General features: G+C 69.4%; 26 protein-coding genes. 9 read left to right on the top strand and 17 right to left on the bottom strand.

From position 1 onward, the window contains the following. The first annotated feature begins 109 nt into the window (after window positions 1-109). Window positions 110-829, top strand: a complete 720-nt coding sequence (locus AC07EG_RS17235; RefSeq protein ID WP_478254091.1) for a M50 family metallopeptidase — start codon at window positions 110-112, stop codon at window positions 827-829. A 55-nt stretch (window positions 830-884) separates the two neighbouring features. Further along, a complete protein-coding gene (locus tag AC07EG_RS17240) occupies window positions 885-2126 on the top strand; it encodes an aldehyde dehydrogenase family protein (protein ID WP_478254092.1) in 1242 nt (413 codons plus the stop codon). Between the two features lie 59 nt (window positions 2127-2185). Here AC07EG_RS17240 and AC07EG_RS17245 read toward each other — a convergent pair whose 3' ends face one another. The 8 genes from AC07EG_RS17245 to ccrA all read right to left on the bottom strand — a co-directional run bounded on the left by AC07EG_RS17245 (window position 2186) and on the right by ccrA (window position 9292). Then, window positions 2186-2401, bottom strand: a complete 216-nt coding sequence (locus tag AC07EG_RS17245; RefSeq protein ID WP_478254093.1) for a ribbon-helix-helix domain-containing protein — start codon at window positions 2399-2401, stop codon at window positions 2186-2188. A 202-nt stretch (window positions 2402-2603) separates the two neighbouring features. Further along, window positions 2604-3299: an HD domain-containing protein gene (locus AC07EG_RS17250; protein ID WP_478254094.1), complete on the bottom strand. Its 696-nt coding sequence runs from the start codon at window positions 3297-3299 to the stop codon at window positions 2604-2606. Window positions 3300-3375: 76 nt separating this feature from the next. Continuing rightward, entirely contained in the window at window positions 3376-4014 is a 639-nt protein-coding gene (locus tag AC07EG_RS17255) for a hypothetical protein (RefSeq protein WP_478254355.1), read from the bottom strand. A gap of 6 nt (window positions 4015-4020) precedes the next feature. Further along, window positions 4021-4959, bottom strand: a complete 939-nt coding sequence (locus tag AC07EG_RS17260; protein ID WP_478254356.1) for a hypothetical protein — start codon at window positions 4957-4959, stop codon at window positions 4021-4023. 216 nt (window positions 4960-5175) lie between these two features. Continuing rightward, on the bottom strand, window positions 5176-6282 hold the full coding sequence (locus tag AC07EG_RS17265) for an adenylate/guanylate cyclase domain-containing protein (protein WP_478254095.1): 1107 nt from the start codon (window positions 6280-6282) through the stop codon (window positions 5176-5178). A 1-nt stretch (window position 6283) separates the two neighbouring features. Continuing rightward, complete coding sequence (locus AC07EG_RS17270; protein WP_478254096.1) at window positions 6284-6733, bottom strand: universal stress protein; 450 nt, start codon at window positions 6731-6733, stop codon at window positions 6284-6286. A gap of 35 nt (window positions 6734-6768) precedes the next feature. Further along, window positions 6769-7929, bottom strand: a complete 1161-nt coding sequence (locus tag AC07EG_RS17275) for a chromosome segregation protein (RefSeq protein WP_478254097.1) — start codon at window positions 7927-7929, stop codon at window positions 6769-6771. Between the two features lie 22 nt (window positions 7930-7951). Then, window positions 7952-9292 (bottom strand): crotonyl-CoA carboxylase/reductase, encoded by a 1341-nt coding sequence (gene ccrA, locus AC07EG_RS17280; RefSeq protein WP_478254098.1) that lies wholly within the window; start codon window positions 9290-9292, stop codon window positions 7952-7954. A 227-nt stretch (window positions 9293-9519) separates the two neighbouring features. Here ccrA and AC07EG_RS17285 point away from each other — a divergent pair, with 227 nt between their 5' ends. Together AC07EG_RS17285 and AC07EG_RS17290 are read left to right on the top strand one after the other, a co-directional pair. Beyond that, window positions 9520-9882: an SPW repeat protein gene (locus tag AC07EG_RS17285; protein WP_478254357.1), complete on the top strand. Its 363-nt coding sequence runs from the start codon at window positions 9520-9522 to the stop codon at window positions 9880-9882. Window positions 9883-9949: 67 nt separating this feature from the next. Beyond that, the gene (locus AC07EG_RS17290; protein ID WP_478254099.1) at window positions 9950-10543 is read left to right on the top strand and encodes a TetR/AcrR family transcriptional regulator; all 594 of its coding nucleotides are present in this window, start codon (window positions 9950-9952) and stop codon (window positions 10541-10543) included. Window positions 10544-10550: 7 nt separating this feature from the next. On the opposite strand, the gene mce is transcribed toward AC07EG_RS17290, so the two are convergent. Then, window positions 10551-11003 (bottom strand): methylmalonyl-CoA epimerase, encoded by a 453-nt coding sequence (gene mce / locus AC07EG_RS17295; RefSeq protein WP_478254100.1) that lies wholly within the window; start codon window positions 11001-11003, stop codon window positions 10551-10553. 126 nt (window positions 11004-11129) lie between these two features. Between mce and AC07EG_RS17300 the strand changes: the two genes are divergently transcribed. Together AC07EG_RS17300 and meaB are read left to right on the top strand one after the other, a co-directional pair. After that, complete coding sequence (locus AC07EG_RS17300) at window positions 11130-12329, top strand: acetyl-CoA C-acetyltransferase (protein ID WP_478254101.1); 1200 nt, start codon at window positions 11130-11132, stop codon at window positions 12327-12329. A gap of 1 nt (window position 12330) precedes the next feature. Next, window positions 12331-13296, top strand: a complete 966-nt coding sequence (meaB, locus tag AC07EG_RS17305; protein WP_478254102.1) for a methylmalonyl Co-A mutase-associated GTPase MeaB — start codon at window positions 12331-12333, stop codon at window positions 13294-13296. Between the two features lie 116 nt (window positions 13297-13412). Here the strand turns inward: meaB and AC07EG_RS17310 are convergent, their stop codons facing one another. Continuing rightward, the gene (locus AC07EG_RS17310; RefSeq protein ID WP_478254103.1) at window positions 13413-14108 is read right to left on the bottom strand and encodes an MBL fold metallo-hydrolase; all 696 of its coding nucleotides are present in this window, start codon (window positions 14106-14108) and stop codon (window positions 13413-13415) included. 57 nt (window positions 14109-14165) lie between these two features. After that, a complete protein-coding gene (locus AC07EG_RS17315) occupies window positions 14166-14759 on the bottom strand; it encodes a TetR/AcrR family transcriptional regulator (protein WP_478254104.1) in 594 nt (197 codons plus the stop codon). 112 nt (window positions 14760-14871) lie between these two features. Between AC07EG_RS17315 and AC07EG_RS17320 the strand changes: the two genes are divergently transcribed. Continuing rightward, window positions 14872-15684 (top strand): SDR family NAD(P)-dependent oxidoreductase, encoded by an 813-nt coding sequence (locus AC07EG_RS17320; protein WP_478254105.1) that lies wholly within the window; start codon window positions 14872-14874, stop codon window positions 15682-15684. Window positions 15685-15717: 33 nt separating this feature from the next. Here the strand turns inward: AC07EG_RS17320 and pdxR are convergent, their stop codons facing one another. Then, window positions 15718-17124, bottom strand: a complete 1407-nt coding sequence (gene pdxR, locus AC07EG_RS17325; protein WP_478254106.1) for a MocR-like pyridoxine biosynthesis transcription factor PdxR — start codon at window positions 17122-17124, stop codon at window positions 15718-15720. Between the two features lie 46 nt (window positions 17125-17170). Here pdxR and AC07EG_RS17330 point away from each other — a divergent pair, with 46 nt between their 5' ends. Together AC07EG_RS17330 and AC07EG_RS17335 are read left to right on the top strand one after the other, a co-directional pair. Further along, on the top strand, window positions 17171-17623 hold the full coding sequence (locus tag AC07EG_RS17330; protein WP_478254107.1) for a carboxymuconolactone decarboxylase family protein: 453 nt from the start codon (window positions 17171-17173) through the stop codon (window positions 17621-17623). Beyond that, window positions 17620-18342, top strand: coding sequence for an isocitrate lyase/PEP mutase family protein (locus tag AC07EG_RS17335; RefSeq protein ID WP_478254108.1), 723 nt, complete (start codon window positions 17620-17622; stop codon window positions 18340-18342). Before AC07EG_RS17330 ends, AC07EG_RS17335 begins: the two co-directional genes overlap by 4 nt. 59 nt (window positions 18343-18401) lie before the next feature. On the opposite strand, the gene AC07EG_RS17340 is transcribed toward AC07EG_RS17335, so the two are convergent. Genes AC07EG_RS17340 through AC07EG_RS17360 form a run of 5 tightly spaced genes read right to left on the bottom strand, consistent with a single transcriptional unit; the run spans window position 18402 to window position 23278 of the window. After that, window positions 18402-19403 carry an ABC transporter substrate-binding protein gene (locus tag AC07EG_RS17340; RefSeq protein WP_478254109.1) on the bottom strand — a complete coding sequence of 334 codons (1002 nt, stop codon included), beginning with the start codon at window positions 19401-19403 and terminating at the stop codon, window positions 18402-18404. Between the two features lie 35 nt (window positions 19404-19438). Beyond that, a complete protein-coding gene (locus AC07EG_RS17345) occupies window positions 19439-20488 on the bottom strand; it encodes an ABC transporter permease (protein ID WP_478254358.1) in 1050 nt (349 codons plus the stop codon). Window positions 20489-20490: 2 nt separating this feature from the next. Then, on the bottom strand, window positions 20491-21255 hold the full coding sequence (locus tag AC07EG_RS17350; RefSeq protein WP_478254110.1) for an ATP-binding cassette domain-containing protein: 765 nt from the start codon (window positions 21253-21255) through the stop codon (window positions 20491-20493). After that, window positions 21252-22295 carry a class I mannose-6-phosphate isomerase gene (locus AC07EG_RS17355; RefSeq protein ID WP_478254111.1) on the bottom strand — a complete coding sequence of 348 codons (1044 nt, stop codon included), beginning with the start codon at window positions 22293-22295 and terminating at the stop codon, window positions 21252-21254. Before AC07EG_RS17355 ends, AC07EG_RS17350 begins: the two co-directional genes overlap by 4 nt. Beyond that, complete coding sequence (locus tag AC07EG_RS17360; protein WP_478254359.1) at window positions 22292-23278, bottom strand: LacI family DNA-binding transcriptional regulator; 987 nt, start codon at window positions 23276-23278, stop codon at window positions 22292-22294. The genes AC07EG_RS17355 and AC07EG_RS17360 overlap by 4 nt, the downstream gene beginning before the upstream one ends. Between the last annotated feature and the right edge of the window lie 113 nt (window positions 23279-23391).

Below are 23391 nucleotides of genomic sequence, written 5' to 3' on the forward strand. Positions count from 1 at the left end.
CGTGGGCAGTCCACGCGCATCCCGGCCTCTTCGCGGCGACCACCCCGGTCCAAACCCTGGGAAAGGGGGGTCACACCGATCCAACCCCCCGTGTGCTGAGGTGTGCGGCGTGAATGTGGCCGACACCGATGGGTTCTGGGGTCTGTTCGACGCGCAGCCCGATCCGCCGGAGCTGGTGGCGCTGATCACCGGCGTGGCCGCCCTGCTCCTGGTGGTCTCCGGCACGCCGTGGCGCCTCGCGCGCAACCTGGTGACGATCGTGCACGAGGCGGGCCACGCCTTCGCGGCGGTCCTGGTCGGCCGCCGCCTGCAGGGCATCCGGCTGCATTCGGACACCTCCGGCGTCACCGTCTCCCGCGGCAAGCCGACCGGCCCCGGCATGGTGCTGACCGCGCTCGCCGGCTACCCGGCGCCCGCGCTGCTCGGCCTCGCCTTCGCCGCGCTGATCGCCGCCGACCGCATCTCGATCCTGCTCGGCATCGCCGCGGTCCTGCTGCTCGGCGTGCTCGTGATGATCCGCAACGTGTACGGCGCCTTCTCGGTGGTCGCCGCGGCGATCGGCCTCGGCGCCGTCGCGTTGCTCGCCCCGCCCGGCGTGCAGGCGGTCTGCGTGTACGCCATCACCTGGTTCCTGCTGCTCGGCGGCGTCCGCCCGGTCTTCGAACTGCAGGCCAAGCGCCGCCGCGGGGCCGCCCGCGATTCCGACGTCGATCAGCTCGCCCGGCTCACCGGCGTGCCGGTGGCGTTGTGGCTGCTCGTGCTCGGTGTGCTCGCGTTCGGCAGCCTGTTCCTCGGCGGCAGCTGGCTGCTCGAACCCGTGCTCACCTGAGTTCACGCGTGCGGCAGACTGGACGCCTCGGTTCGGATGTCCGGAGGGATTTGTCGTGAGCGACGAGGTGGCCAAGGCAGTCGAAGAGTGCGCGCGTGCGGCGAAGCGGGCCGCGCCGTCACTGGCCGCCGCGCCGGACGAGGCGATCGACGCCGCCCTCAACGGCATGGCCGAGCGCCTGCTCTCGAACCGCGCCGCCGTGCTCGAAGCGAACGAAGCCGACGTGGCCAAGGCCGGGGAAGATGGCATGAGCGCCGGCCTGCTCGACCGGCTGACGATCACCGAGGAGCGGCTCACCGGCATGGCCGAGCAGCTGCGCCTGCTGGCCGCCGCCCCGCACCCCGAGCGCGCCATTCCGCTGTCCACTCTGGAGGGTGGCCTGCGGTTGGTGGAACGCCGCCGCCCGGTCGGCGTGATCGGCGCGAACTACGAGGCCCGGCCGAACGTGACCGTGGACGTGGCCTCGCAGCTGGTGAAGTCGCGCAACGCCGGGGTGCTGCGCACCGGGTCCGCCGCGCTCGGCTCCGCTCAGCGCCTGCTCGAAACGGTGATCGCCCCGGCACTGGCCGAGGCGGGCATCGACCAGGACGCGGTGCAACTGGTGCCGCGGGCCGAGCGCCACGCCGCCGCCGCGCTGGTCGCCCAGCCCGGCTTGATCCCGCTGGTGATCCTGCGGGGGAGCGGCGACAGCACCCGTGCGCTCGCCACCGAAGCCGCCCAGCACGGCGTGCGCACACTCGCGCACGCCGACGGCGGCGGGGTGCTCTTCGTCGACGCGGACGCCGACCTGGAGAAGGTGCGTGAGCTCGTCTCCGGCAGCCTGGATCGCCTCGGCGTGTGCAACCGGCTCAACCTGCTGCTCATCGACGCACGCGTGCACGACCAGGCGTGGCCGGTGGTCAGCGAGGCGCTGGCCGGTCGCGGGGTGACGGCTTCGCTGCCGCCGCACGAGCACGCCATCGGGTACGAATGGGCGCTCGATTCCGACCGCGAGGCCACCGTCACCGTGTCGACCGTGACCGGGGTCGAGGAGGCCACCCGCATCGCCAACGAGCAGACCTCCGGACTCGCCGCCGGCATCGCCACCGAGAACGCGGCCACCGCCGAGGCGTTCTTCGACGGCTACACCGGCACCGGCGTCTTCTGGAACGCCCCCACCAGGCTGCTGGACGGCTTCAAGCTGCGTGGTGTCCCCGAGACCGGGATCAACCTGGACAAGGTGCCCGGTCCCCGGGGCCCGGTGACCTACACCGATCTGCACGTCCGGCAGTACGCCGTACTGCCCGCCGATCGCTGATTCAACTTTCAAGCATTGATGCGTTCGATGGCGACTGTGACATCGAACGCACCAGTGTGTCAGCGAGCCTTCTCCAGATAATTCTCCACCGCCTGGCGCACGATATGCGCCATACTCACACCACGTTTCCTGGCTATTCTTTCAGTCGCCTCGTAGGTGTCACTGGACACCCTGGTCCGCAGGTCCTTGCCCAGCGCGCTGAAGCCCTGGGGCTGCGGTTCCCTTCTGGCGACCCGGGTCCCCGTCCGGTTCGCCAACCCTTTGTCCGGCACCATGACTCCTATCCGATTCCATTCGACGGCCCCTTGCACGGCCACAATAGTGGTGCCGGGTTATCCGTGGACCGAATTCAGCCGTGCGGGGCGCAGAAACGTCCGAATGGCGGGCTGGTGCACTAGTGGGATCATCATCGGGTGTGAATGAATTCACGCATCCACCCCCGATGTGTCCCCTGACGGGCGGTAGACGGGTCGTGGCTCAGGAAGCGACCTCGTCCACTTCGTCGACCGCGTCGAGCAGCTCCTCGACCGCCGGGTCGTCGACGGCCTCCTTGATGCACTGCCACAACTCCAGGTTCGCCAGCGCCCAGCGCGAGTACTCGGCGGCGGCTTCGGCGTTGTAGAAGTAGTAACCCTCGTCGTGCACGTCCCGCTGCTCGCCGACGATCTTGTGCGCCAGCTCGCGCAGGCTCAGCCCGTTCTCGCGCAGGTACTTGTGCGCCAGCACGACCGGTGTCACCGGCAACGCCTTGAACAGCGTGTCGGCGTCGCTGAGCGCCTGCGCCTCGAGCGAGATGTCCGGGCCGCGGTTGGCCATCTCGGCCTCGTCGATGATCGCGTCGATCCGCTGCGCGGCACCCAGCGGCACACCGGCGTCGGCGAGCAGCTGCAGGCGCAGCCCGCTGCCCTCGGCGGCGGCGGAGTTGCGGCGGACCAGGTAGTTGACGTCGTGCACCAGCGCGGCGGTTTCGACGATGCTCACGTCGGCGCCGTTGTGCTGGGCGAACCCGACGGCTTTCGAGCGGACGAAACTGACGTGGTGCCAGCCGTGGAACGGCAGCCGGTCGGCATAACGCAGGCAGAGCCGGCGGACGGCCTGCTCGACGGCGGTGAGCGCCGCGGCGGGCACGGTGGTGAAGGTCGCGTGGACAACGGTTGTTTGCTGGGCGCGCATTATTGATCCCCTCCGAAGCGGCTGGGAAAGGCAGCCGGGTGGAGTGATGGTAATCGCTAGCGCGCAGCCGGTGACTTCAGATTCGTTCCAGAAGCTCCCCCAAACGGGTCTCCACCGGAACGTGCCGATGACTCGTTCGGGTCAACGGGTCATAGGAAACGCTCCATTCGTTCACTGGTCGTGACTTCACCAAGAAGGTCATGGTGTTGTCAGCGGCTTTCGGGATCCGGTGGAACTCGTCGGCCAGCAGCACGCCGGTGGTGCCCGCCGGGTAGTCGTCGCCGTGGATCAGTTCGGCGGAGGTGATCAGCCCGCTGGTCGCGTCCAGGGTCGCGGAGTACCGCTCGTGCAGGTAGCTGCCCCGCAGGATCGTGGTCCAGAAGTGGTACCGGTGGTTGTGCACGGAGTCGGCGTACCCGTGCCGCCAGTCCCGCTGCGGTTTGTACTCGTGCAGCCAGAACGAGAACGGCTCGTCGCGCTCGTCGCGCAGGCACCAGGCGAAGTGCGTGGTGGTCTCCCTGGACCGCCGGATCATCGCCGCGGCGGGCTCCGGTGGCATGGACCGGATGTGCGTGCGCAGTTCCGCCCGCAAGCCGGGCCGCGCGGCCCAGCGTCGGAACGGTTCCGCGAGCGACTGCCAGTCTCCGCCGGAGCCCGCCCGTTGAGCGGCCACGTCGGCGGCCAACTCGGTCAGTGGACAGGTACGGGTCAACACCATCTATCAGCTCCTCAGCCCAGCGGCGGTGGAGAATTCCCGCGAGAAGGCCCGGAACCGGTCCTCCAGCTCGCTGAACTGCTCTTCGGTCAGCGGACGCCCGGAGACCTTGCCGAACAGCGAGATGAACTCGGCCCGGGTGGTCTCCGGGGTGATCTGGAAGTGCCTGCCGTTCCGGCCACCGCCGAGCCGGAGGAACTCGGCACGTTCCATGTTGTAGACGAACGAACCCTCGAGGAAGCGCAGCGTCCGCGGGTACAGCGCGCTCTCCGGGCCCACATCGCTGTAGAGCGTGACCCACACGCAGTCGTCGAAGATCTCCAGCCGGTCGAGCGGGGGATCGGTGACCACGGTGAGGTCGATCCGGGTGCACCGGCTCCTGGCCAGGAACAACCCGACCAGCCCCATGCCCATCTCGTCCTGCAGCCGCCGCTGGATCGCGTCGTAGTCCGCTTCGGGGCCTTCCTGGCGCAGCAGGTAGCGGGCCCGGCCGCTGATCGTGGTGGCGTCGCTGGGGTCGGCCAGCACCGCCCGCATCTCCCACTCGGCGTGGGAGAGCAGCAGGCGCGCGGCGGCGAACCGTCCGGAGAACCCGCGGAAGAAGTACTGCCTGCTGCCCGCGAGGTCACGCATCATCAGCTCGTTGAACTTCGGGTCCGGCTCGGGGGTCGCCTCGAACACGTCGGTGGGGAAGAACTCCTTGTTCAGCGACCGGTACTCGGCGGCGAGCTTCTCCAGCGCCCGCCTGCTCTCGTCGATCACCGGTGCCACCAGTGCCCGCTGCGAAGCCGCCGCCGTGATCAGCGTCTGCCCGAAGCCGACCACCGCGGAGATCATCGTGCCGGTGCCGACCGAATTGACGAAGTTCTTGCCGTTCCCCGGCGCCATGCCGCTGGACAGGAACAGGCAGCTGATCGAGACCACGACCAGGACCAGCAGGAGCAGGCTCGTCCGCGTCCAGAAGATCTCCTGGAGCGGGGATCGCGTCCGCTTCCGGTCTCGGCCGGGGTCGGCGCGCACAGGGGTCACCTCCTCAGGAAATGGGCTAACTCAACAGGATGAGAGCTGAGAGTGTCCGTTTGAGTGCGCGGAGTCACTCTACGCGTGCTCAGACGTAGGCGAAATAAGGAAAACGGGCGATGCTTAGCGCACCCGTTCCGGCTACGGGCGGTAGCCGGGAAAATCCGGTTCGATCTCGTTGTCCGGGCCTTCGGCGCGGGCTTGTCGCAGGCCAAGCATCTCCGCGGCCAGTTGCTGGCTGCTCTCGAAGCGGTTGCCCGGCCGTTCACGCGCCCGGCGTAACGAGCACGGTTTCAGCCTGCTGTACCCGCGAACGGAAACCGCACGCCGTGAACGCAATTCGTAGGCCGGTCTCCCGGACAGGTCGGCGGCCAGTTCGCGGTCCACCACGATGGTGCCGGGCTTGGCCACCGAGGTGAGCCGGGCAGCCAGGTTGACCACCGATCCGTAAACGTCACCGAAACGGCTCAGGATGCGCCCGGCTGCCATCCCGGCGCGCACCGAGGGCAACGTGGGGTCGGCTTCGACGCGTTCGCTGAGCGTGAGCGCGATCTCGGCGGCGTCGGCCGCGGTGTCGGCCACGAACAGCACCTCGTCGCCGATCATCTTCACGATCCGGCCGTGGTGCTCGGCGATCACCTCGGCGGCGATCGTCTCGAAGGCGTCCAGGATGCGGTCGAGCTGGGTTTCGTCGATCCGCCTGGTCAACCGGGTGAAGCCGACCATGTCCACAAAGCCGACGACCTGGCTGCGGGCCTCCAGGTCCTCGTCCGGGGTGGCCAGCGCCCGCCCGGCGTAGGCGGCCAGGTGGCGGCGCCAGACGAAGTTCTGCACGCGCTCGAGTTCGGGCAGCAGCCGGTCCACCAGCCGCGCGATCTGCCGTTCGTTCCGCCCCAGCTCCGGGCTCTCGTTGATCAGCTCCCACAACATGTGGACCTGCCACTCGGCCAGCCGCGACAGGTGCTGGCCCAGCGCCCTGGTCACCGCGGTCTCCACGCGGGCGTCGACCAGACCGGCCCGGATCAGGTTGTCCGCCGTGCGCATGGCCTCGACGTCGGCTTCGGTGAACACCACCTCGTGGTCCTCGACGGTGGCGAAACCCAGCGCCCGCCAGAGCCGCCGGGCCCGGTCCTCGGGCACGCCGGCCTTCTCGACCACCTGCAGCCGCGTGTAGCGGCGCCTGCCGCCGAGCAGCACCTTCTCCAAGCGCTGTTGCAGCTCGCCGGGATCACCCCCGTCCGTCGGCACCTCAGGTCGTGTGCACGATGAGCACGTCCACACCCGACTTGCGGGCCACTTCCGACGGCACCGAGCCGAGGAGCCGCCCGGCCAGCGTGTTCAGCCCCCGGTTGCCGACCACGAGCAGGTCGGCCGAGTGCTGCGCGACGATCTTGCGCAGCGATTCCACCGGCTCACCGACCACCGCGACGGTCTCGACCTTCGTCGCACCCGCCTTGGCCGCCCGGTCACGCGCGGAGATCAGGGTGTCCTCCGCGGGCGCGGAGCCCACCACCTGGTACGCCTCGTCGCCCAGCACGTCCTGCGCCTTCTCCACGTCCTGCTTGGCGGCGGGGTAGTAGGCGCAGGCGATCACCAGGGTCGCCCCGGCGTCCCCGGCGACCGCGGCCGCCCGGTCCACCGCGGCGAACGAAGAGTCGGAACCGTCCGTGCCGACAACCACGGTCTGGTAGGCGCTCATTCGTCTTCCTCCTGCGATCGGCGTGTGCTGGTGGGTCAGGGTTGCTGCCGGGCCTGCGCCGGACGCTGCCCCGGAGCCGGTTTGCGCGGGGCGGGCTGGGGAGCGGGCTTCGGCAGTTTCACGGTTGCTTCGGCGGAGCCGCCCGAGGGCTTCGGCTGCTCCGGTTCGGGCTTCCTCGGCGGGGTCACCGTGGCGCCGCCGGGGGTTTCCTGGTGCAGCACGGCCTCGGCCTCCGAAAGCACCTTGCGTGCCGCCTGCACCTGGTTGGCGATGCCCTCGCGGAGCTTGCGCAGGGCCTCCACGCGCTCGAGGCCGTGGTTGATCCGGCGGTTGGCCTCCTCGGTGGCCTCCCGCACCCGGCGCCGGGCCTCATCCGCGGCTTCGGACAGCCGCGCGTTCGCCTCGTTCGTCGAGTCCTGTTTGCGCTTGTTCGCGTCCTGGATGGACTCGCGTTGACGGCGTTCGATGTCCGCCTTCGCCGCGGCTTCCTCCTCGGCCACCTTCGCGCGGATCCGCGCGGCTTCCTCGGTCGCCTCGCGCAGCCGGCGCTCGGCCTCGGCCTTGCTGGTCGCCTCCTGCTCGGCGAGCACCCGCATGGCCTCGGTCCGGCGCGCCGCCATGGCGATCTCGAAGTCTTCCTCGACCTGCGTGCGGCGCTGCTCGGCTTCGGCGTCGAGGCGGTCGCGCTCGTCCTTGGCCGCCTGCAGGAGCTTGTCCGCTTCGGCCCGCGCCTTCTCCAGGACGCTGCGGTGCTCGGCCTCCATCTCCTCGCGGCGCTCGTCGAGCTGCTTCAGCCGCACCTCGTGCTCGGCCCGCAGCGCCGCCGCGTCCGACTCACCCTTGGCACGGATGTGCGCGGCCTCGGCTTCGGCACGGGCTTGAGTGTCCGAAGCCTCTTCCTGCGCCAGCCGCAGCATGCGCTGCAGGCGCTCGGAAAGCCCTTCGAGGGTGGTGGGCGGCAGCGACAGCCGGTCGACCTGACCCCGCAGCTCGGCGATCTCGCTGCGGGCGATCTCCAGCTGGCGGGCCAGGTCGCCGGCCTGCGAAATCGCCGCGTCGCGGTCTGAGGTGAGCATCTTCAGCTCACCGTCGAGCCGTTCGAGGTGGTCATCGACCTGGGCGCGGTGGTAACCCCGCTTCTCCAGGTCGAAGCCGGCTCCCAGTGGGACGAGTTCCCTGTCGTCGCCAAGACTCATTGGTCCACCCTAGCCCGCGGCGTCACACACCTCTGAAGGTGTTTATCGCAGCTATGTGCTTCGCGCGCAGTTCGTGGTCACGGACGCCCAGCCCCTCTTCCGGAGCCAGGCACAGCACGCCCACTTTGCCCTGATGAGCGTTGCGGTGCACGTCGAGCGCGGCCTGACCGGTCTCGGCGAGCGGGTACGCCTTGGACAGGGTCGGGTGGATCAGCCCCTTCGCGATCAACCGGTTCGCCTCCCACGACTCGCGGTAGTTCGCGAAGTGGGAGCCGATGATCCGCTTGAGGTTCATCCACAGGTATCTGTTGTCGTACTGGTGCAGGTAGCCGGAGGTGGACGCGCAGGTGACGATCGTGCCGCCCTTGCGCGCGGCGTAGACCGAGGCGCCGAAGGTCTCGCGGCCCGGGTGCTCGAAGACGATGTCCGGGTCCTCACCACCGGTCAGCTCGCGGATCTTCGCCCCGAACCGCTGCCACTCCCTAGGGTCCTGCTCGTGCTCGTTCTTCCAGAACTTGTAACCCTCGGCGTTGCGGTCGATGACCAGCTCGGCGCCCATCTTGCGGCAGATCTCCGCCTTCTCCGGGCTGGACACCACGCACACCGGGATGGCGCCGCCGTTCAACGCGAACTGGGTGGCGTAGGAGCCGAGGCCACCGGAGGCGCCCCAGATCAGCACCACGTCACCCTGCTTCATGTCGGCACCGTTGCGTGAGACCAGCTGCCGGTAGGCGGTCGAGTTGACCAGCCCCGGTGAGGCGGCTTCCTCCCAGGTCAGGTGCGCGGGCTTGGGCATCAGCTGGTTGGCCTTGACCAGTGCGATCTCGGCGAGACCGCCGAAGTTCGTCTCGAAGCCCCAGATGCGCTGCTCCGAGTCGAGCATCGTGTCGTTGTGCCCGTCCGGGCTCTCCAGCTCGACGTTCAGGCAGTGCGCGACCACCTCGTCGCCCGGCTTCCAGGTGTGCACCCCCGCCCCGGTGCGCAGCACCACGCCGGACAGATCGGAGCCGACCACGTGGTACGGCAGGTCGTGGCGCTTGGCCAGCGGCGAGAGCCTGCCGTAGCGCTCCAGGAACTTGAACGTCGGCAGCGGCTCGAAGATCGAGGTCCAGACGGTGTTGTAGTTGATCGCGCTGGCCATCACCGCCACCAGCGCCTCACCCGGCCCGAGCTCCGGTGTGGGCACCTCGTCCAGGTGCAGGGACTTGCGCGGGTCCTTGTCGCGGCTCTCGAGGCCCTCGAACATGCCGACCTCGTCGGCGTGCACGGTGATCCCGCGGTAGCTCTCGGGCACGGCGAGCGAAGCCACCTCGCGCGGCTCCCCGGACAGCACAGCTTGGGCGATCTGCTGGATCTCGCTCATCGGACCTCCGTGGGTCGGCGCGGTTCGCTAGAAACTACTGGCGAGTAACGCCGGGCTCAACTGGAAGAGATTTCGACCACGCCGAAATCCCCCGACGAGCGTATTGGCGCTACCCGGGTTCGTTACCTAGTCATGTTTGACCGGCTGGCCAACCAAGGAGGAAAATCGGAGGCGGACCGCGAGACACACGGTCCGAGTGGCAAACGGAGGTGATCTCGGTGCGCGAGATGTCGACGAGCCCGTGGACCCGTCCGCACGACTGGGCGGAGGTCCTGCTCGGGGTGGTGGCGGTGCTGACACCGCTGTGGATGGAGACCGAGAACGCGGCCATGTGGACGCTCATCGTGCTGGGCGCCCTCGTCGCCGTCGACGGCCTGGTCTCGCTGGCCATGCCGGGTTTGGTCTACGGCGAGGGCATCCAGATCGTGCTGGGTGCGCTGCTGTTCATTTCGCCGTGGGTGATCGGGTACTCGGACATGATGGGCGCCGCGTGGTCCTCGTGGATCATCGGCGGGCTCACCATGATCGCCGGCGCGACCGCGCTGCCGGTGGCCAACGCCGCCCACGACCGGACAGCCGGGCAGCACTGACGATTCGCGTGGCCCGGGCCCCGGCGGGATACCGTGGGGCCCGGCACACGCAGAAGGGGTGGGGTCGGTGGCACGGGGCAAGACCGGCGAGGACGCATCGGCCAAGGAACGCATCCTCACCGCCGCCGAGGAGCTTTTCGCGGAGCACGGGTTCGACGCCACCCCGACCTCCCGCATCGCCGAACGGGCCGGCGTGCCGAAGGGCCTGGTGCACTACTACTTCAAGCGCAAGGCGGACCTGCTGAGCGCACTGGTCGAGCGCCTGCCCGACGAGCACGTGGAACCCTCCCGCGTGGTGGTCCCGGGTGACCTGGCCGAGAGCCTGCGCCGCCTGGTCTCCGAGCTGGACCAGCGGCTCGGCGCCTCGCAGGTGCTCTCCCACCTGCTGTGGCGTGAGGCCGACACGCACCACGCCGTGCGCGACGCGCTTCAGGATCGATTCAAGGTGCTCGTCCGCCAGGTCGAGGCGGTGATCCTGGCCGCGGGCGTCGGCGGCCTCGCGATGACCGACGTGGAGAGCGCGGCCGGGCTGCTCGCCCTGGCCGTGAGCTACCGGCATTCGGTCGCCCGGCACGCCGAAGACGATCAGCCGGAGCAGATGGAGCGCGAACTCAACTTCATCGCCAGGGCGCTGACCTTCAAGGCTGCCCCGGCCACGTAGCCGCCGGTCAGTCCTCGGCCTTGGCCGCGGCGGGCTCGACGAGTTCGATCAGCACGCCACCGGCGTCCTTGGGGTGCACGAAGTTCACCCGGGACCCCGCGGTACCCGGCCGCGGGGTGTCGTAGATGACCCGCAGCCCTTTCGCCTTCAGCGCGGCCATCGCCTCTTCCACATTGGACACCCGGCAGGCGAGCTGCTGGAGCCCCGGCCCGCGGTTGTCGAGGAACTTGGCGATGGTCGAATCGGGGTACAACGGCGCGAGCAGCTGCACGGCCGGTCCGTCGTGGTCGCCCGGCGCGTGCAGCATCGCCTCGTGAACGCCCTGGTCGTGGTTGGTCTCGACGTGCGTCGCCTCGAGACCGAAGGTGTCGGCGTAGAAGGCGATCGCCGCGTCGAGGTCAGCGACCGCGACGCCGACGTGGTCGATCGTCGTGACGAACGGCTTCAGCGCTTCATTCATGGGAAGCGACAATAGGTGCTGTTCCGCGAAAAGGCGTCGTGCGTCAGCTCACACTGACTCATTCAAGAAGCCACACCGCCCGGTATGGTCGAGCAGACCGCCGTCGTTCGCCGTTGGAGGCTGCACATGTCCGGAACCCAGTCCAGCTCGGTCATCCTGAGTGCGGCCAGGACGCCCATCGGCAGGCTGCTCGGTTCGCTGAAGGACTACTCGGGTGCGCAACTCGGCGGAATCGCCATCAAGGCGGCGCTCGAGCGCGCCGGAGTTTCACCCGAATCGGTGCAGTACACGATCATGGGTCAGGTGCTCACCGCCGGCGCGGGCCAGATCCCGGCCCGGCAGGCCGCCGTGGCCGCCGGCATCCCGATGGACGTCCCCGCGCTGACGATCAACAAGGTGTGCCTCTCCGGCCTCGACGCCATCGCCCTGGCGGACCAGCTGATCCGCGCCGGCGAGTTCGACCTGGTGGTGGCCGGTGGCCAGGAGTCGATGACCCAGGCGCCGCACCTGCTGCCGAAGTCACGCTCCGGCTTCAAGTACGGCGACACCACCCTGCTCGACCACATGGCGCACGACGGCCTGTTCTGCGCCTTCGACCAGGTCGCCATGGGCTCCTCGACGGAGAAGTACAACGAGCGCTACGGCCTCACCCGCGAGGAGCAGGACGAGTTCTCCGCCCGTTCGCACCAGCGGGCCGCCGCCGCCATCGAAGCCGGCCGCTTCGCCGACGAAATCGCGCCGATCGAGATCCCGCAGCGCAAGAAGGACCCGATCGTCTTCGACACCGACGAGGGTGTGCGCGCCGACACGACCACCGACGCGCTGGCCAAACTGCGCCCGGCGTTCGCCGCCGACGGCACCATCACCGCCGGCTCCGCCTCCCAGATCTCCGACGGCGCCGCCGCCGTGGTGGTCGCCAGCCGCGCCAAGGCCGAGGAACTGGGCATCACCCCGCTCGCCGAGATCGGCGCGCACGGCGTTGTCGCCGGTCCGGACGCGAGCCTGCACGAGCAGCCGTCGAACGCGATCAAGGCCGCACTGGCCAAGGCCAAGCTCGACGTCAGCGCCCTCGACCTGGTCGAAATCAACGAGGCCTTCGCTGCCGTGGGCCTGGTCTCGGCCAAGAAGCTCGGCCTCGACCACGACAAGGTCAACGTGGACGGTGGCGCCATCGCGCTCGGCCACCCGATCGGCGCCTCCGGTGCCCGTCTGGTCGTCCACCTGGTGCACGAGCTGCGCCGTCGCGGCGGTGGCCTCGGCGCCGCCGCCCTGTGCGGTGGCGGCGGCCAGGGTGACGCGCTGCTGCTCTCGGTGCCCAAGGCCTGAGTTGCCCGTCCAGGTCGACGTCGGCGAACTGGTCGCCCGTGCCGCGGATGGGGTCCCCCGCGCCATCGCGAGACTGATCTCGCTCGTGGAGGACGCCCATCCGCAGCTACGCGAGGTCGCTGCCGCGCTGACCTCGCACACCGGCCGGGCCCGGCTCGTCGGCCTCACCGGACCACCGGGCGTCGGCAAGTCGACTTCCACCTCGATGCTCATCACGGCGTTGCGCGCCGCGGGCAAGCGCGTCGGCGTGCTGGCGATCGATCCCTCCTCTCCGTTCTCGGGCGGTGCGTTGCTCGGCGACCGGGTGCGGATGGGCGAACATGCCACCGATCCCGGCGTGTTCATCCGCTCCATGGCCACCCGTGGTCACCTCGGCGGCCTCGCCTGGGCCACCCCGCAGGCGGTCCGCGTGCTCGACGCCGCCGGGTTCGACATCGTGCTGATCGAGACCGTCGGCGTTGGGCAGTCCGAAGTGGATGTCGTCCGGCTCGCCGACACCACCGTCGTCCTGCTGGCCCCCGGCATGGGTGACGGCATCCAAGCGGCCAAGGCCGGTGTGCTGGAGATCGCGGACGTCTTCGTGGTGAACAAGGCCGACCGCGAAGGCGCCGACGCCACCGTGCGTGAACTCAAGCAGATGATTGCGATGGGCCGCCGCGAGATGCGTGGCCCCAGCTGGCGCCAGCCCATCGTGCGCACCGTGGCCTCCCGCGACGAAGGTGCCGACGACGTGCTCAAAGCACTCGGCGAGCACCACGACTGGCTGGTGGCCGAAGGCGAACTCGATCGCCGCCGAGCAGCTCGCGCCGCCGGCGAGATCGAGGCGATCGCACTGCAACGCCTCCGCGCCGAACTGGTCGACCTACGCGGTGGTGACCGGCTCGCCGAGCTGGCCGACGCTGTCGCCGGTCGCGAACTGGACCCCTACGCCGCGGCCGAGCGCCTGATCGACGACCTCCGCACCTGACACCTTCGAGTCAACCACCGCCCTTCCTCGGCAAGCTCCAATGACTCCTTTGTGGACATGCCGTCCACGCTTCGCCCGCCTCTCGGCGGGTATCGTTCGATCGCCTTCGCTTTCGGTCAGCCGAGTGCTTCGGCCGACCTCCGCAGGGTCCGGCCGGCGTCCGTGGTCAGTGGATCGCCGTGGCCAAAGCACGCCACCTCCGTCTCCAATGCCGCCAGCTCACGGAACGACTGGTGCACTCGTTCCACGTCCAGGTTGAACACGCCGGGAATGATCTGCCCCTCGTGCTCGGCGATGGTGTCCCCGGTGAAGAGCACACCGTGCCGCGGCAGGTGCACGGCGATGCTGCCCTCCGTGTGCCCCGGAATGGCGAGCACCCGGGCGCCACCACCGAAATCGATCTCGTCACCATGTTCGAGCTCGTGGTCCACCGGCGACGGGGGACCGACGAGCTTTCCGCTCGTCACCCGCTCGTACAACGGCCGTTCCCACTCGGTGAGCCGAGGCTCCGGTGGCGGCGCCTCACCACGGATCACCGGTGCGTCCAGCCGGTGCGCGAGCACCGGCGCATCAGCCCACGCGCGAAGTTCCGCAGCCGCTCCGGCGTGGTCCTCGTGGAAATGGGTGAGCACGATACGCGTCAGGTTCTCCCGGTCGAGCCCGAGTTCCCTGATCGCCTCCGCGATCTTCGTCCCGTCACCGGCCCAGCCGGTGTCCACCAGCGTCAGCTCGTCGTCTTCTCGCCACAGGTAGGCCTGGCCGACCGCGAACCGGAGCAGGCGCAGGTTCGGAACGACCTCGATCATCTTCATGCCGCCGACAGTAAGCAGCACCTTCGTCGTGCGCGGGCGAGTTCGCCGACAGCGCAGTTATCGGCTCAACGCTCGCATGGCCAGGTCGACCACGGCGTCCGCGTGTTCGGCGGAAACCGGCGCGGTCTGCAGGAGCCAGCGGTGGTAGAGCGGTCCGTAGAGCAGTTCGACCACCACGTCGAGATCGAGGTCGGCTTCGATCTCACCGCTGCGCTGCGCGCTGCGCAGCCGGTCCTTGGTGGCGTCCAGCGCGGGACCGAGCATCTTCTCCCGCCAGTGCGTCGCCAGGCTCGCGTCGTACTGGATCTCGATCGCCAGTGCCCGGAACGAAACATCGAACTTCGGATTGGCCAGTTCCTCCGCGGTCGCCCGCAATGCCTGCTTCAGGTCTTCTCTCAGGTCACCGGTGTCGAGCAGGCTGAAGCCCTGCTCTCCCTCGGTCAGGTCGAGGACCGCGTCGAAGATCACCGCGGCCTTGGACGGCCACCAGCGGTAGATCGTCTGCTTGCCGACGCCGGCTCGCGCGGCGATCCCTTCGATCGAGGTCTTCGCGTATCCGCTCTCGGTCACCAGTTCCATCGCGGCGGACAGGATCGCCTTCCGCGAACGTTCACTGCGGCGCGTGGGATCCGGGCCCCGGGCCTCACTCATGACATCACCATAGCACGAGACGAGTCGATACGTCTCGTCTTGACATCGTCGAATCGTTGGGTCATGCTGAGCGGGCAACGAGACGTCTCGTCTCGCGATTGGGAGGAAATCAATGACTCGAGCGGATTCATCGCGCGTCTGGTTCGTCACGGGCGTCGGCCGGGGCTTCGGCCGTGAGTTCGTGCTGGCCGCGCTCGCGGCCGGGGACAAGGTCGTCGGCACGGCAAGGCGGCCATCTGCACTGGACGACCTGGTCGCGGAACATCAGGGACGGCTCGTCGTGCTGCCCCTCGACGTCGATGACCGGACGGCGGTCTTCGACACGGTGGGCAAGGCGATCGCGGCGTTCGGCAGGCTCGACGTCGTGGTCAACAACGCGGGTTACGGTCTGCTCGGCGCGGTCGAGGAGGTCACCGAGGAAGAGGCTCGCGCGCAGCTGGACACCAACTTCTTCGGTGCCCTCTGGGTGACCCAGGCCGTGCTCCCGCAACTACGTGCCCAGGGCTCGGGGCACATCGTGCAGATCTCGAGTGTCGGTGGAGTGGCCACCTTCGGCACCGCGGGGCTGTACGCGGCGAGCAAGTTCGCCTTGGAGGGAATGAGTGAGGCGCTGGCCCACGAGGTCGGCCGGTTCGGCATCAGGGTGACGCTGGTGGAACCGGGCGGCTACGCCACCGACTGGGGTGGCTCCAGCATGAGGATCGCCGTCGCCAATCCCGCGTATGACGCCGTGCGCGAGGAGTTGGCGGCCGATCACGGCGACTTCGTGGAAGGCGATCCGGCCGAGGTCGCGGCGGCGGTGCTGAAGGTGGTCGGCACTGAGGACCCGCCGCTGCGACTGCTGGTGGGTGACGCGATCTTCGACGGCATGGTGGCGGCCACCGAGCAGAAGATCGCCGGCTGGCGGAAGGCGAGGGCCCTGTGACCGTGTGGCGCGCCGGGCACGCGGAAAGGAGGGTCAACCTTCTGGAGAACTGACGCCGGCGTCCCGCAGGGTGGCCATCAGGGCGTCGACGGCAGGGGTGAAGGCATGCTCGGCAGGCGCGGCATAGCCGACGACGATGCCTTGCCGATGAGGACCGGGGGAGATCCAGGTGCTGCGGAGTGTTTCGAGCGCGAGCGAATGCCGGCGCGCGTGAGCGAGCACTTCCGCTTCACTTGGCCCAGCAGCGGGCAGCGGGATCAGCAGGTGCAGTCCCGCGGAAATCCCCGACGGTCGCAGCGGCCGCGGCAGCAGGGACAGCAGCCGGTCCCGGCGATTGCGGTAGGCCGCTCGGCGGCGGCGCACGTGCTGGTCGTACTTGCCGGATTCGAGCATCTCGGCGAGGACGTGCTGGCCGAGTGCCGGTGGCCGTGCACCGCGCTCGGCCATCGCGGCACGCACCGGTTCCACGAGGGCACGGGGGAGCACGAGCCAGCCCAGGCGCAGCGCGGGCGCCAGGGTCTTGCTCGCCGTGCCCGCGTAGATGACACGCTCGGGAGCGAGCGACTGCAGGGCGCCGACCGGTTCCCGATCGAACCGGAATTCGCCGTCGTAGTCGTCCTCGACCGCGAACGCCCCCGAACTCGTCACCCACCGGGCGAGTTCGGCCCGGCGCTCGGGAGCGAGGGTGACCCCGAGCGGGAACTGGTGGGCGGGCGTCACCACGGCCACCGGACTGTCCAGTTCGGGCACCCGGAGGCCGGATTCGTCCACCGGTACCCCGGTGATGCGCTGCCCCGCGGCCCTGGCCAGGTCGCGGAAGCGGGGCAGGGACGGGTCCTCGAAGGCCATCTCGTGCACGTCCCGGTGGTGCAGGGCCGTGGCGAGCAACGAGATGGCCTGTGCGAAGCCCCCGCACACGAGGATCCGGTCCGGTTCGGCGACCACGCCACGGCTGCGGGCGAGGTACCTGGCGAGAGCGGTGCGCAACGCGGGCGCGCCGAGGTCGTCGGTGTAGCCGAACACGTCGGGAGGTGCGTGCTGCAGCACCTTCCGGGTGGCCGCCAGCCATTCCGCGCGAGGGAAGGCGGCCAGATCAGGCCGGCCGGGCAACAGGCTCCAGCGGGCGTCAGCTGGTGCCCCGTTGCCCGGTCCCGGCCGGGCCGGCGAGGCCGGTGGAGCGGCGATGGCGGCCACCCTGGTCGGCGCTCCCTGGCTGGTCCGGAGGTAACCCTCGACCGCGAGCTGGGCGTAGGCCTTGGTGACGGTGCCCCGGGCGAGACCGAGGTCTTCGGCCAGCGCGCGGGTCGAAGGCAGGGCGGTTCCGGTCTCGAGCCTGCCGGACCGGATCGCCCGCCGGATCGCTTCGGCCAGGCCGCGCTGGCCGGAGCCCGGCTGCCAGTCGAGGTGGACATCGCGGGAACTGGACCACTGAGCTGCCACGAAAGTGGACTATAGTGGTGAACCAGTTGCCGGTAGCGTGCCAGACGTGACGAAGCGAATCCAACTGTCTGCGGATACCACCCTCTTCAACTCCCTGCTGGCCCTGCACACGGAAGTGGAGAAGGCGGCGGCGAACGCGGGACTCGACCAGAAGCTGATCGAGCTGGTCAAGATCCGTGGGTCGCAGTTGAACGGCTGTGCCTACTGCCTGGACTCGCACAGCCGGGCGGCTCGTGAACTGGGTGAGGACGAACGCCGGATCTTCCTGCTCGGTGCGTGGTGGGAGACCGAGCTCTACACCGAGCAGGAGCGGGCGGCGCTCGCGCTGACCGACGCGATCACGAAGTTGTCCGAGCGGCAGGACGTGCCCGACGAGGTGTACGAGCAGGCGACCAAGGTCCTGACCGAGGACCAGTACCGGGCGGTGTGCTGGGCGGTGGCCGTGATCAACGTCTGGAACCGGCTGGGTGTCACGAGCCACAAGCCGCTGCCCCGGTGACGGCGGCGAAGCTCCGGGAGCTGCACGTCCCGGGACGTCCGCTGGTCCTGCCGAACGTCTGGGACGCCGACAGCGCGCGGTTGGTGGTGGCGGCGGGACATCCGGTGGTGGCCACCAGTTCGGCGGCGGTCGCGGAGTCGCTCGGCTACGCGGATGGCCAAGGGGCTCCGGCGGCGGAGATGTTCGCGGCCGCGGCACGGATCACGCGTGTGGTCGACGTTCCGGTCACCGTTGACGCGGAGTCGGGTTACGGGCTCGAGCCCGAGGAACTGACCGGGCGGTTGCTGGAGATCGGTGTGGTGGGCTGCAATCTGGAGGACACCGAACCTGGTCAAGGGGTTCGTCCGCTCGGCGAGCAGGTCGAGATGCTCGGTGCGGTCCGTGAGGCAGCCGGTGCCGGATTGGTGATCAACGCCCGGGTGGACGTGTTCCTGGGGGTGGAGGACGAGAAGGCCGTGCTCGATGAAGCCGTGGAACGGGCGCGGGCGTATCTCGGCGCCGGTGCGGACTGCGTGTACCCGATCCACGTGCGGTCGGCTGAGGTGTTGCAGGCGTTCGTCGCGGCGGTGGGACCGGCGGCCGTGAACGCCACGCTGTGGCCGGGCGGGCCGCAGCGGGCGGAACTGGTGGGACTGGGGGTGGCGCGGATCTCGCTGGGGGCCGGACTCTGGCGGGCGGCCCGCGCCTGGCTGGCGGAACGGCTCGCCGAACTCGGCTGAACCGGCGGTGAGGACTGGCCACGGTTGCCTCGTCTGGACAGTCCCCGCCGCCGGGCCGGTCAGCACTGCTGCTTGTAGAAGTACTGCTGGTTGGCGTCCATGTTGTCCTTGGTGATGGAGTGCAGGTCGGCGGTGATGTTGCGCTGCACCGGCTTGCCCTCCAGGGCGGCCACGGCCTGCTGCACGCCCTGCTGGCCGATCGACGCCGGGTCCTGGGCGATCAGGCCCTGGTACTCGCCCTTGCGCAGCCCCTCGACCTCGGACGGGCTGGCGTCGAAGCCGACCAGGTTGACCTGGCCGATCTTGCCGGCGTTGCGCAGGCCGGTGGCCGCGCCTTCACCGGTGTTCAGGTTGGTGGCGAAGATGCCGACCAGGTCCGGGGTGGAGGCGAGGGCGGCGGTCACCTTCGAGGCGGCCTGGTCCGGCTCGTTCTGGGTGAACTGCACACCGGCGGACTTCAGGTTCGGGAAGTTCTTCAGCTCCTCCTCGAAGCCCTTGGCGCGGGCGTTGGTGGTAGAGGTGCCGGCGATGGTGTCCAGCACCAGCACCGAGCCCGGCTTGTCGCCGATCAGCTTGGCCAGGGTCTGGGCGGCGAGCTTGCCGCCCTCGGCGTTGTTCGAGGAGATCGAGGAGACGGCCACGCCGGTGTCCTTCAGCGCCGTGTCCACTTCGACGATCTTGGTGCCGCGGTTCTTCACCTGCTGGATCGGGGCGAGCATTGCGGTGTCGTCGGTCGGGGCGATCAGCAGGCCGGCCGGTGGGGCGGAGCCGAGCGCGTTGACCTTTTCGGTCTGCATGGCGGCGTCGAACCTCTGCGGGGCGGAGGTGTTCAGTTCGTAGCCGAGCTTCTTCGCCTCGGCTTCGGCGCCGCACTGCATCGAGATGTAGAACGGCTCGGCCTGCACGCCGGGGATCAGGGTGAGCTTCTTGTTGTTCTGCGTGGGCTGGTTGCCGGCGTTGTTGCTCTGGCCGACCTGCCCCGAGCCGCCGCAGGCGGACACCAGTGCGGCGATGGCGAGCGCCGAACCGACGGCGGCGAAGGTCTTCCGGTTGAACTTCATGGGTGCACCCCTTTGTGCGGTTGCCGGGAACGGGATCAGCGGCTGTTGCGCAGCCGCCGGCGTCGCTGGTCGAACCAGACCGCGGCGATCAGCACCGCGCCGACCGCGATCATCTGCCAGAAGTCGGGGACCTGGGTGATGTTGAAGCCCTTCTTCAGCACGGCCGGGATGAACACCCCGATCACCGTGCCGAGCACCGAGCCGATGCCGCCGAAGAGGCTGGTACCGCCCATCACCGTGGCGGCGATGGCGTTGAGGTTGTCGGTGGTGTGCGCGGAGATCGTCGTCGACGCGTAGTAGGCCAGCGACATGAAACCCGCCATGCCCGCCAGGAACCCGGTCAGCGTGTACACCTTGAGCAGGTGCGCGGTGACGCCGATGCCGGAACGCCGTGCGGCCTCGGCGTTGGAGCCGACCGCGTAGGTGTAGCGGCCGAACCTGGTGGTGTGCAGCAGCCACGCTCCGATCAGCGTAATCACCGCCGCCACCAGGACCAGGTTCGGGATGCCGAACCAGGTGCCGTAGCCGAGGGTGTTGTTGAGCACCGTCGGCACGCTGCGCACGTCCGAGCCGTTGTTCAGCAGGTACGCCGCGCCCAGGGCGGCGCCCATCGTGCCGAGCGTGACGATCAGCGGCGGGATCTTGGCCACGGCGATCAGCAGCCCGTTGATCAGGCCCCACACCGTGCCCGCCACGACCCCGGCGACCAGGCCGACCGAAATCACGTCCCAGCCGGCGTTGGTCGCGGTGCCGCCCGGGCTGAGCGCCTCCATCGTCTTCGCGGACACCATGCCGGCGAAGATCAGCACCGAGCCGACGGACAGGTCGATGCCCGAGGTGATGATCACGAAGGTCATGCCCACCGAAAGCACCAGCAGCACCGCGATTTCGATGAGCAGCGTCTGGAAGGTGAACACCGTGGCGAACTCGCCCGGTGCGGCGATGGTGAACACCACGCACAGGGCGAGCAGGACCAAGGCGATCCAGAAGGTGTTCGCGGCCACCAGCCGGGCACCGAGCGGGCGCTTGGCGAAGCCGCCGGTTCCGTCTACTTCGGACTGGACCTTGGCGGGACCGGTCGTCATGCTCACGCCACCTCCTCCTGTGTCAGAGCGCCGGTCATCGCGGCCACCAGGTCCTCGAGCTTGGTGTCCGCGGCCTGGAACCGGGCCACCCGCTTGCCCAGCCGCAGCACCTCGACCCGGTCGGCCACCGACAGCACCTCGGGCATGTTGTGGCTGATCAGCACCACGGCGATGCCCTGGTCGCGCACCTTCTTGATCACGTCGAGCACGCGTTCGCGCTGGACCACGCCCAGTGCCGCGGTGGGTTCGTCCATGAACACGACCTTGCTGGCCCACACCACCGACCGGACCACCGCCACGCTCTGACGCTGCCCGCCGGACAGGGCGGCGATCGGGACCTCGGTGCTCTGCAGGCTCACCCCGAGGCGCTGGAAGTGCTCGACCGCCTGACGGCGCATCTCGGCCTTGTCGAGCATGCCGAGCTTCCCGAGGAAGCCCTTCCGATGGATCTCCCGGCCCAGGAACAGGTTGGCCGCCGGGTCGAGTTCCGGGGCCACCGCGAGGTCCTGGTACACGGTTTCGATGCCGAGCCGCCGGGCGGTGGTCGGCGAGTCCAGGGTGACCTCCGCGCCGTCCAGCACGATCTTGCCCGCGGTGGGCTGCTCCGCCCCGGACAGGCACTTGACCAGGGTGGACTTGCCCGCGCCGTTGTCCCCGATCAACGCGGTGACCTCACCGGCGTACGCCTGGAACGAGGCACCGCGCAGGGCTTCGACCGAGCCGTAGCGCTTGGTCAGCTCCTGGGCGTCGAGCAGCAGTTCACTCATGGACCGGGCCTCCGTTCCGGGGCCGGGGGGCGGCAGCGGATGAGGGTCACATCCCCCGACAACTCAGTGGCACCGGCGCCGAACGGCACCACCAGGGTTTCGCCCTTGCTCAGCTCCAGCTCGTCCCCGTGTTCGGTGCGGAGCGTGCCGGTGCCGTCCATCACGACCAGCACCGAGAACGACGGGTCCAGCGCCAGCGGCTGGCTGGGGCGGAGCTGCTCGGCGCGGAAGAACTCGCCGGAACCGTCGGCGAGGAGGTCCACAGTGGACTCTTCGGCGTCCGCGGTGCGGCGGATGATGGTCTCCAGGCGGTCCGGGTCCCAGCCGGTGGTGTCCAGGGCCTCCAGCGCGGTGTCGAAACCGAGGCCGAGGTGGCCCTTTTCCGGATTGTCGAGGAAATCGCGCCATTCGATGGTCAGGGAGAAGTCGGTCGGCTGCTGCAGCTCGACCACGAACACACCTTCGCCGATGGCGTGCGGCAGCCCGGCCGGGATGTACACCGTGTCGCCGGGGGTGACCGGCACGCTGTTCAGCGCGCCGAGCATGGACGGGGTGTCCTGCTCCCGCACCCATTCGTCGATGGTCTGCTTGCTCAGCGTCTCGCGGAAACCGGGGTAGACCCGCGGGTCGTCGCCGTAGGTGCCGACCACGATCCACGCCTCGGTCTTGCCGAAGTGGGAGTCGAAGTGCTTCTGCGCGAACGCGTCGGTCGGGTGGAAGTGCACCGGGAGGCGCTGACCGGCGTCGAGCAGCTTCACCAGCAGGCCGGTCGAGTCGGAGAACGCCTCGACGTGCTTCGCGCCGAGCCAGCCGGTGGGGTCGGCGCGGACCACGTCCCGCAGCCAGCGGCCGTCGGCGAGCTTGGTCAGGCCGTTGGTGTCCTGGCCGTACAGCGTGGTGGTGGAGCCGACCCAGTCCTCCGGGCCGAAGTCGCTGGCGGAGGCGGAGAGCCCGCGCAACCTCGCGATGGCTTCACCACCGCGGTAGAACTGCGGCGGCTGGTTCGCGGGGAGCCGGAGCGGAGCGTAGGGAGCGCTCATCGAGGTGCCACCTCGCCGGAACCGCGGGCTACAAGACGCACTGGCAGGACTACCTTTCTTGGGGTGGACTGATCGCCCTGGATCCGGGCGAACAGCAGGTTGGCCGCGGCCTCGCCGAGCGCGCTGACGTCGTGCGCGATCACGCTGACCGGAGGGTTGAGCAGGTCGGCGAGTTCGAAGTCGTCGAAACCGACCAGGGCCGGCCGGTGGGGGCTGTGCGCCAGGGCACGCAGCAGGTGCACGGTGACGCGGTTGTTGCCGGCGACCACCGCGGTCGCCGGTTCGGGACCGGCGAGCAGGGTGCGGATCGCCTCGCCGACGCTCTCCTCGGTCGGCTTGCGCATGATCACCAGGCGCTCGTCGTAGCGGATGCCGGCTCGGGCACAGCCCTCCCGGAAACCACGCAGGCGCTCGCTGGCGGTGTAGATGCCCGCGGTGTCGGCGAGGAAGGCGATGCGGCGGTGCCCGTGCGCCGCCAGGTGGGTGACCGCCTCGACGGTGCCGCCGATGTTGTCCACCAGCACCGTGTCGGCCACGATGTCGCCGGCCGGGCGGTCGATGAACACCACCGGCGTACCCGCGCGCATCTCCGGAACCAGGTAACCGTGCTGCATGCCGGCGGGCACGATGAGCAGGCCGTCCACCCGGCGGGAGCAGAATTCGAGCGCCAGCTCGCGCTCCTGCTCGCGGTTCTCTTCGGACGAACCCGTGAGCACCTGCCGTTCGTGGGCGCCGGCCACCCGCTCCACGGCCCGGTTGAGCTCGGAGTAGAAAGGGTTCCCGACGTCCTCCACGATCAGCCCGATCGTGCCGGTGGTCGAGCCGCGGCGGAGGTTGCGCGCACCGAGGTTGCGCCGGAAGCCGAGCTGCTCGATGGCGGACATGACCCGCTCGGCGGTGTCGGGGTGAACCGCTGGTTCGTCGTTCACCACACGTGACACGGTTTTGATGCTCACGCCCGCGAGCCGGGCCACATCGCTCATCGTGGCGCGGCGGGCGCTGCCCCGGCCGGGAGACGACAACGTTGTCATAGTGCCGAAATTGCACACCAGGGCGCGGTGCACTGTCAATACCCGGCCCTCATCGGAGCGTGACA

The sequence above is a fragment of the Amycolatopsis sp. NPDC045836 genome (assembly GCF_056431745.1).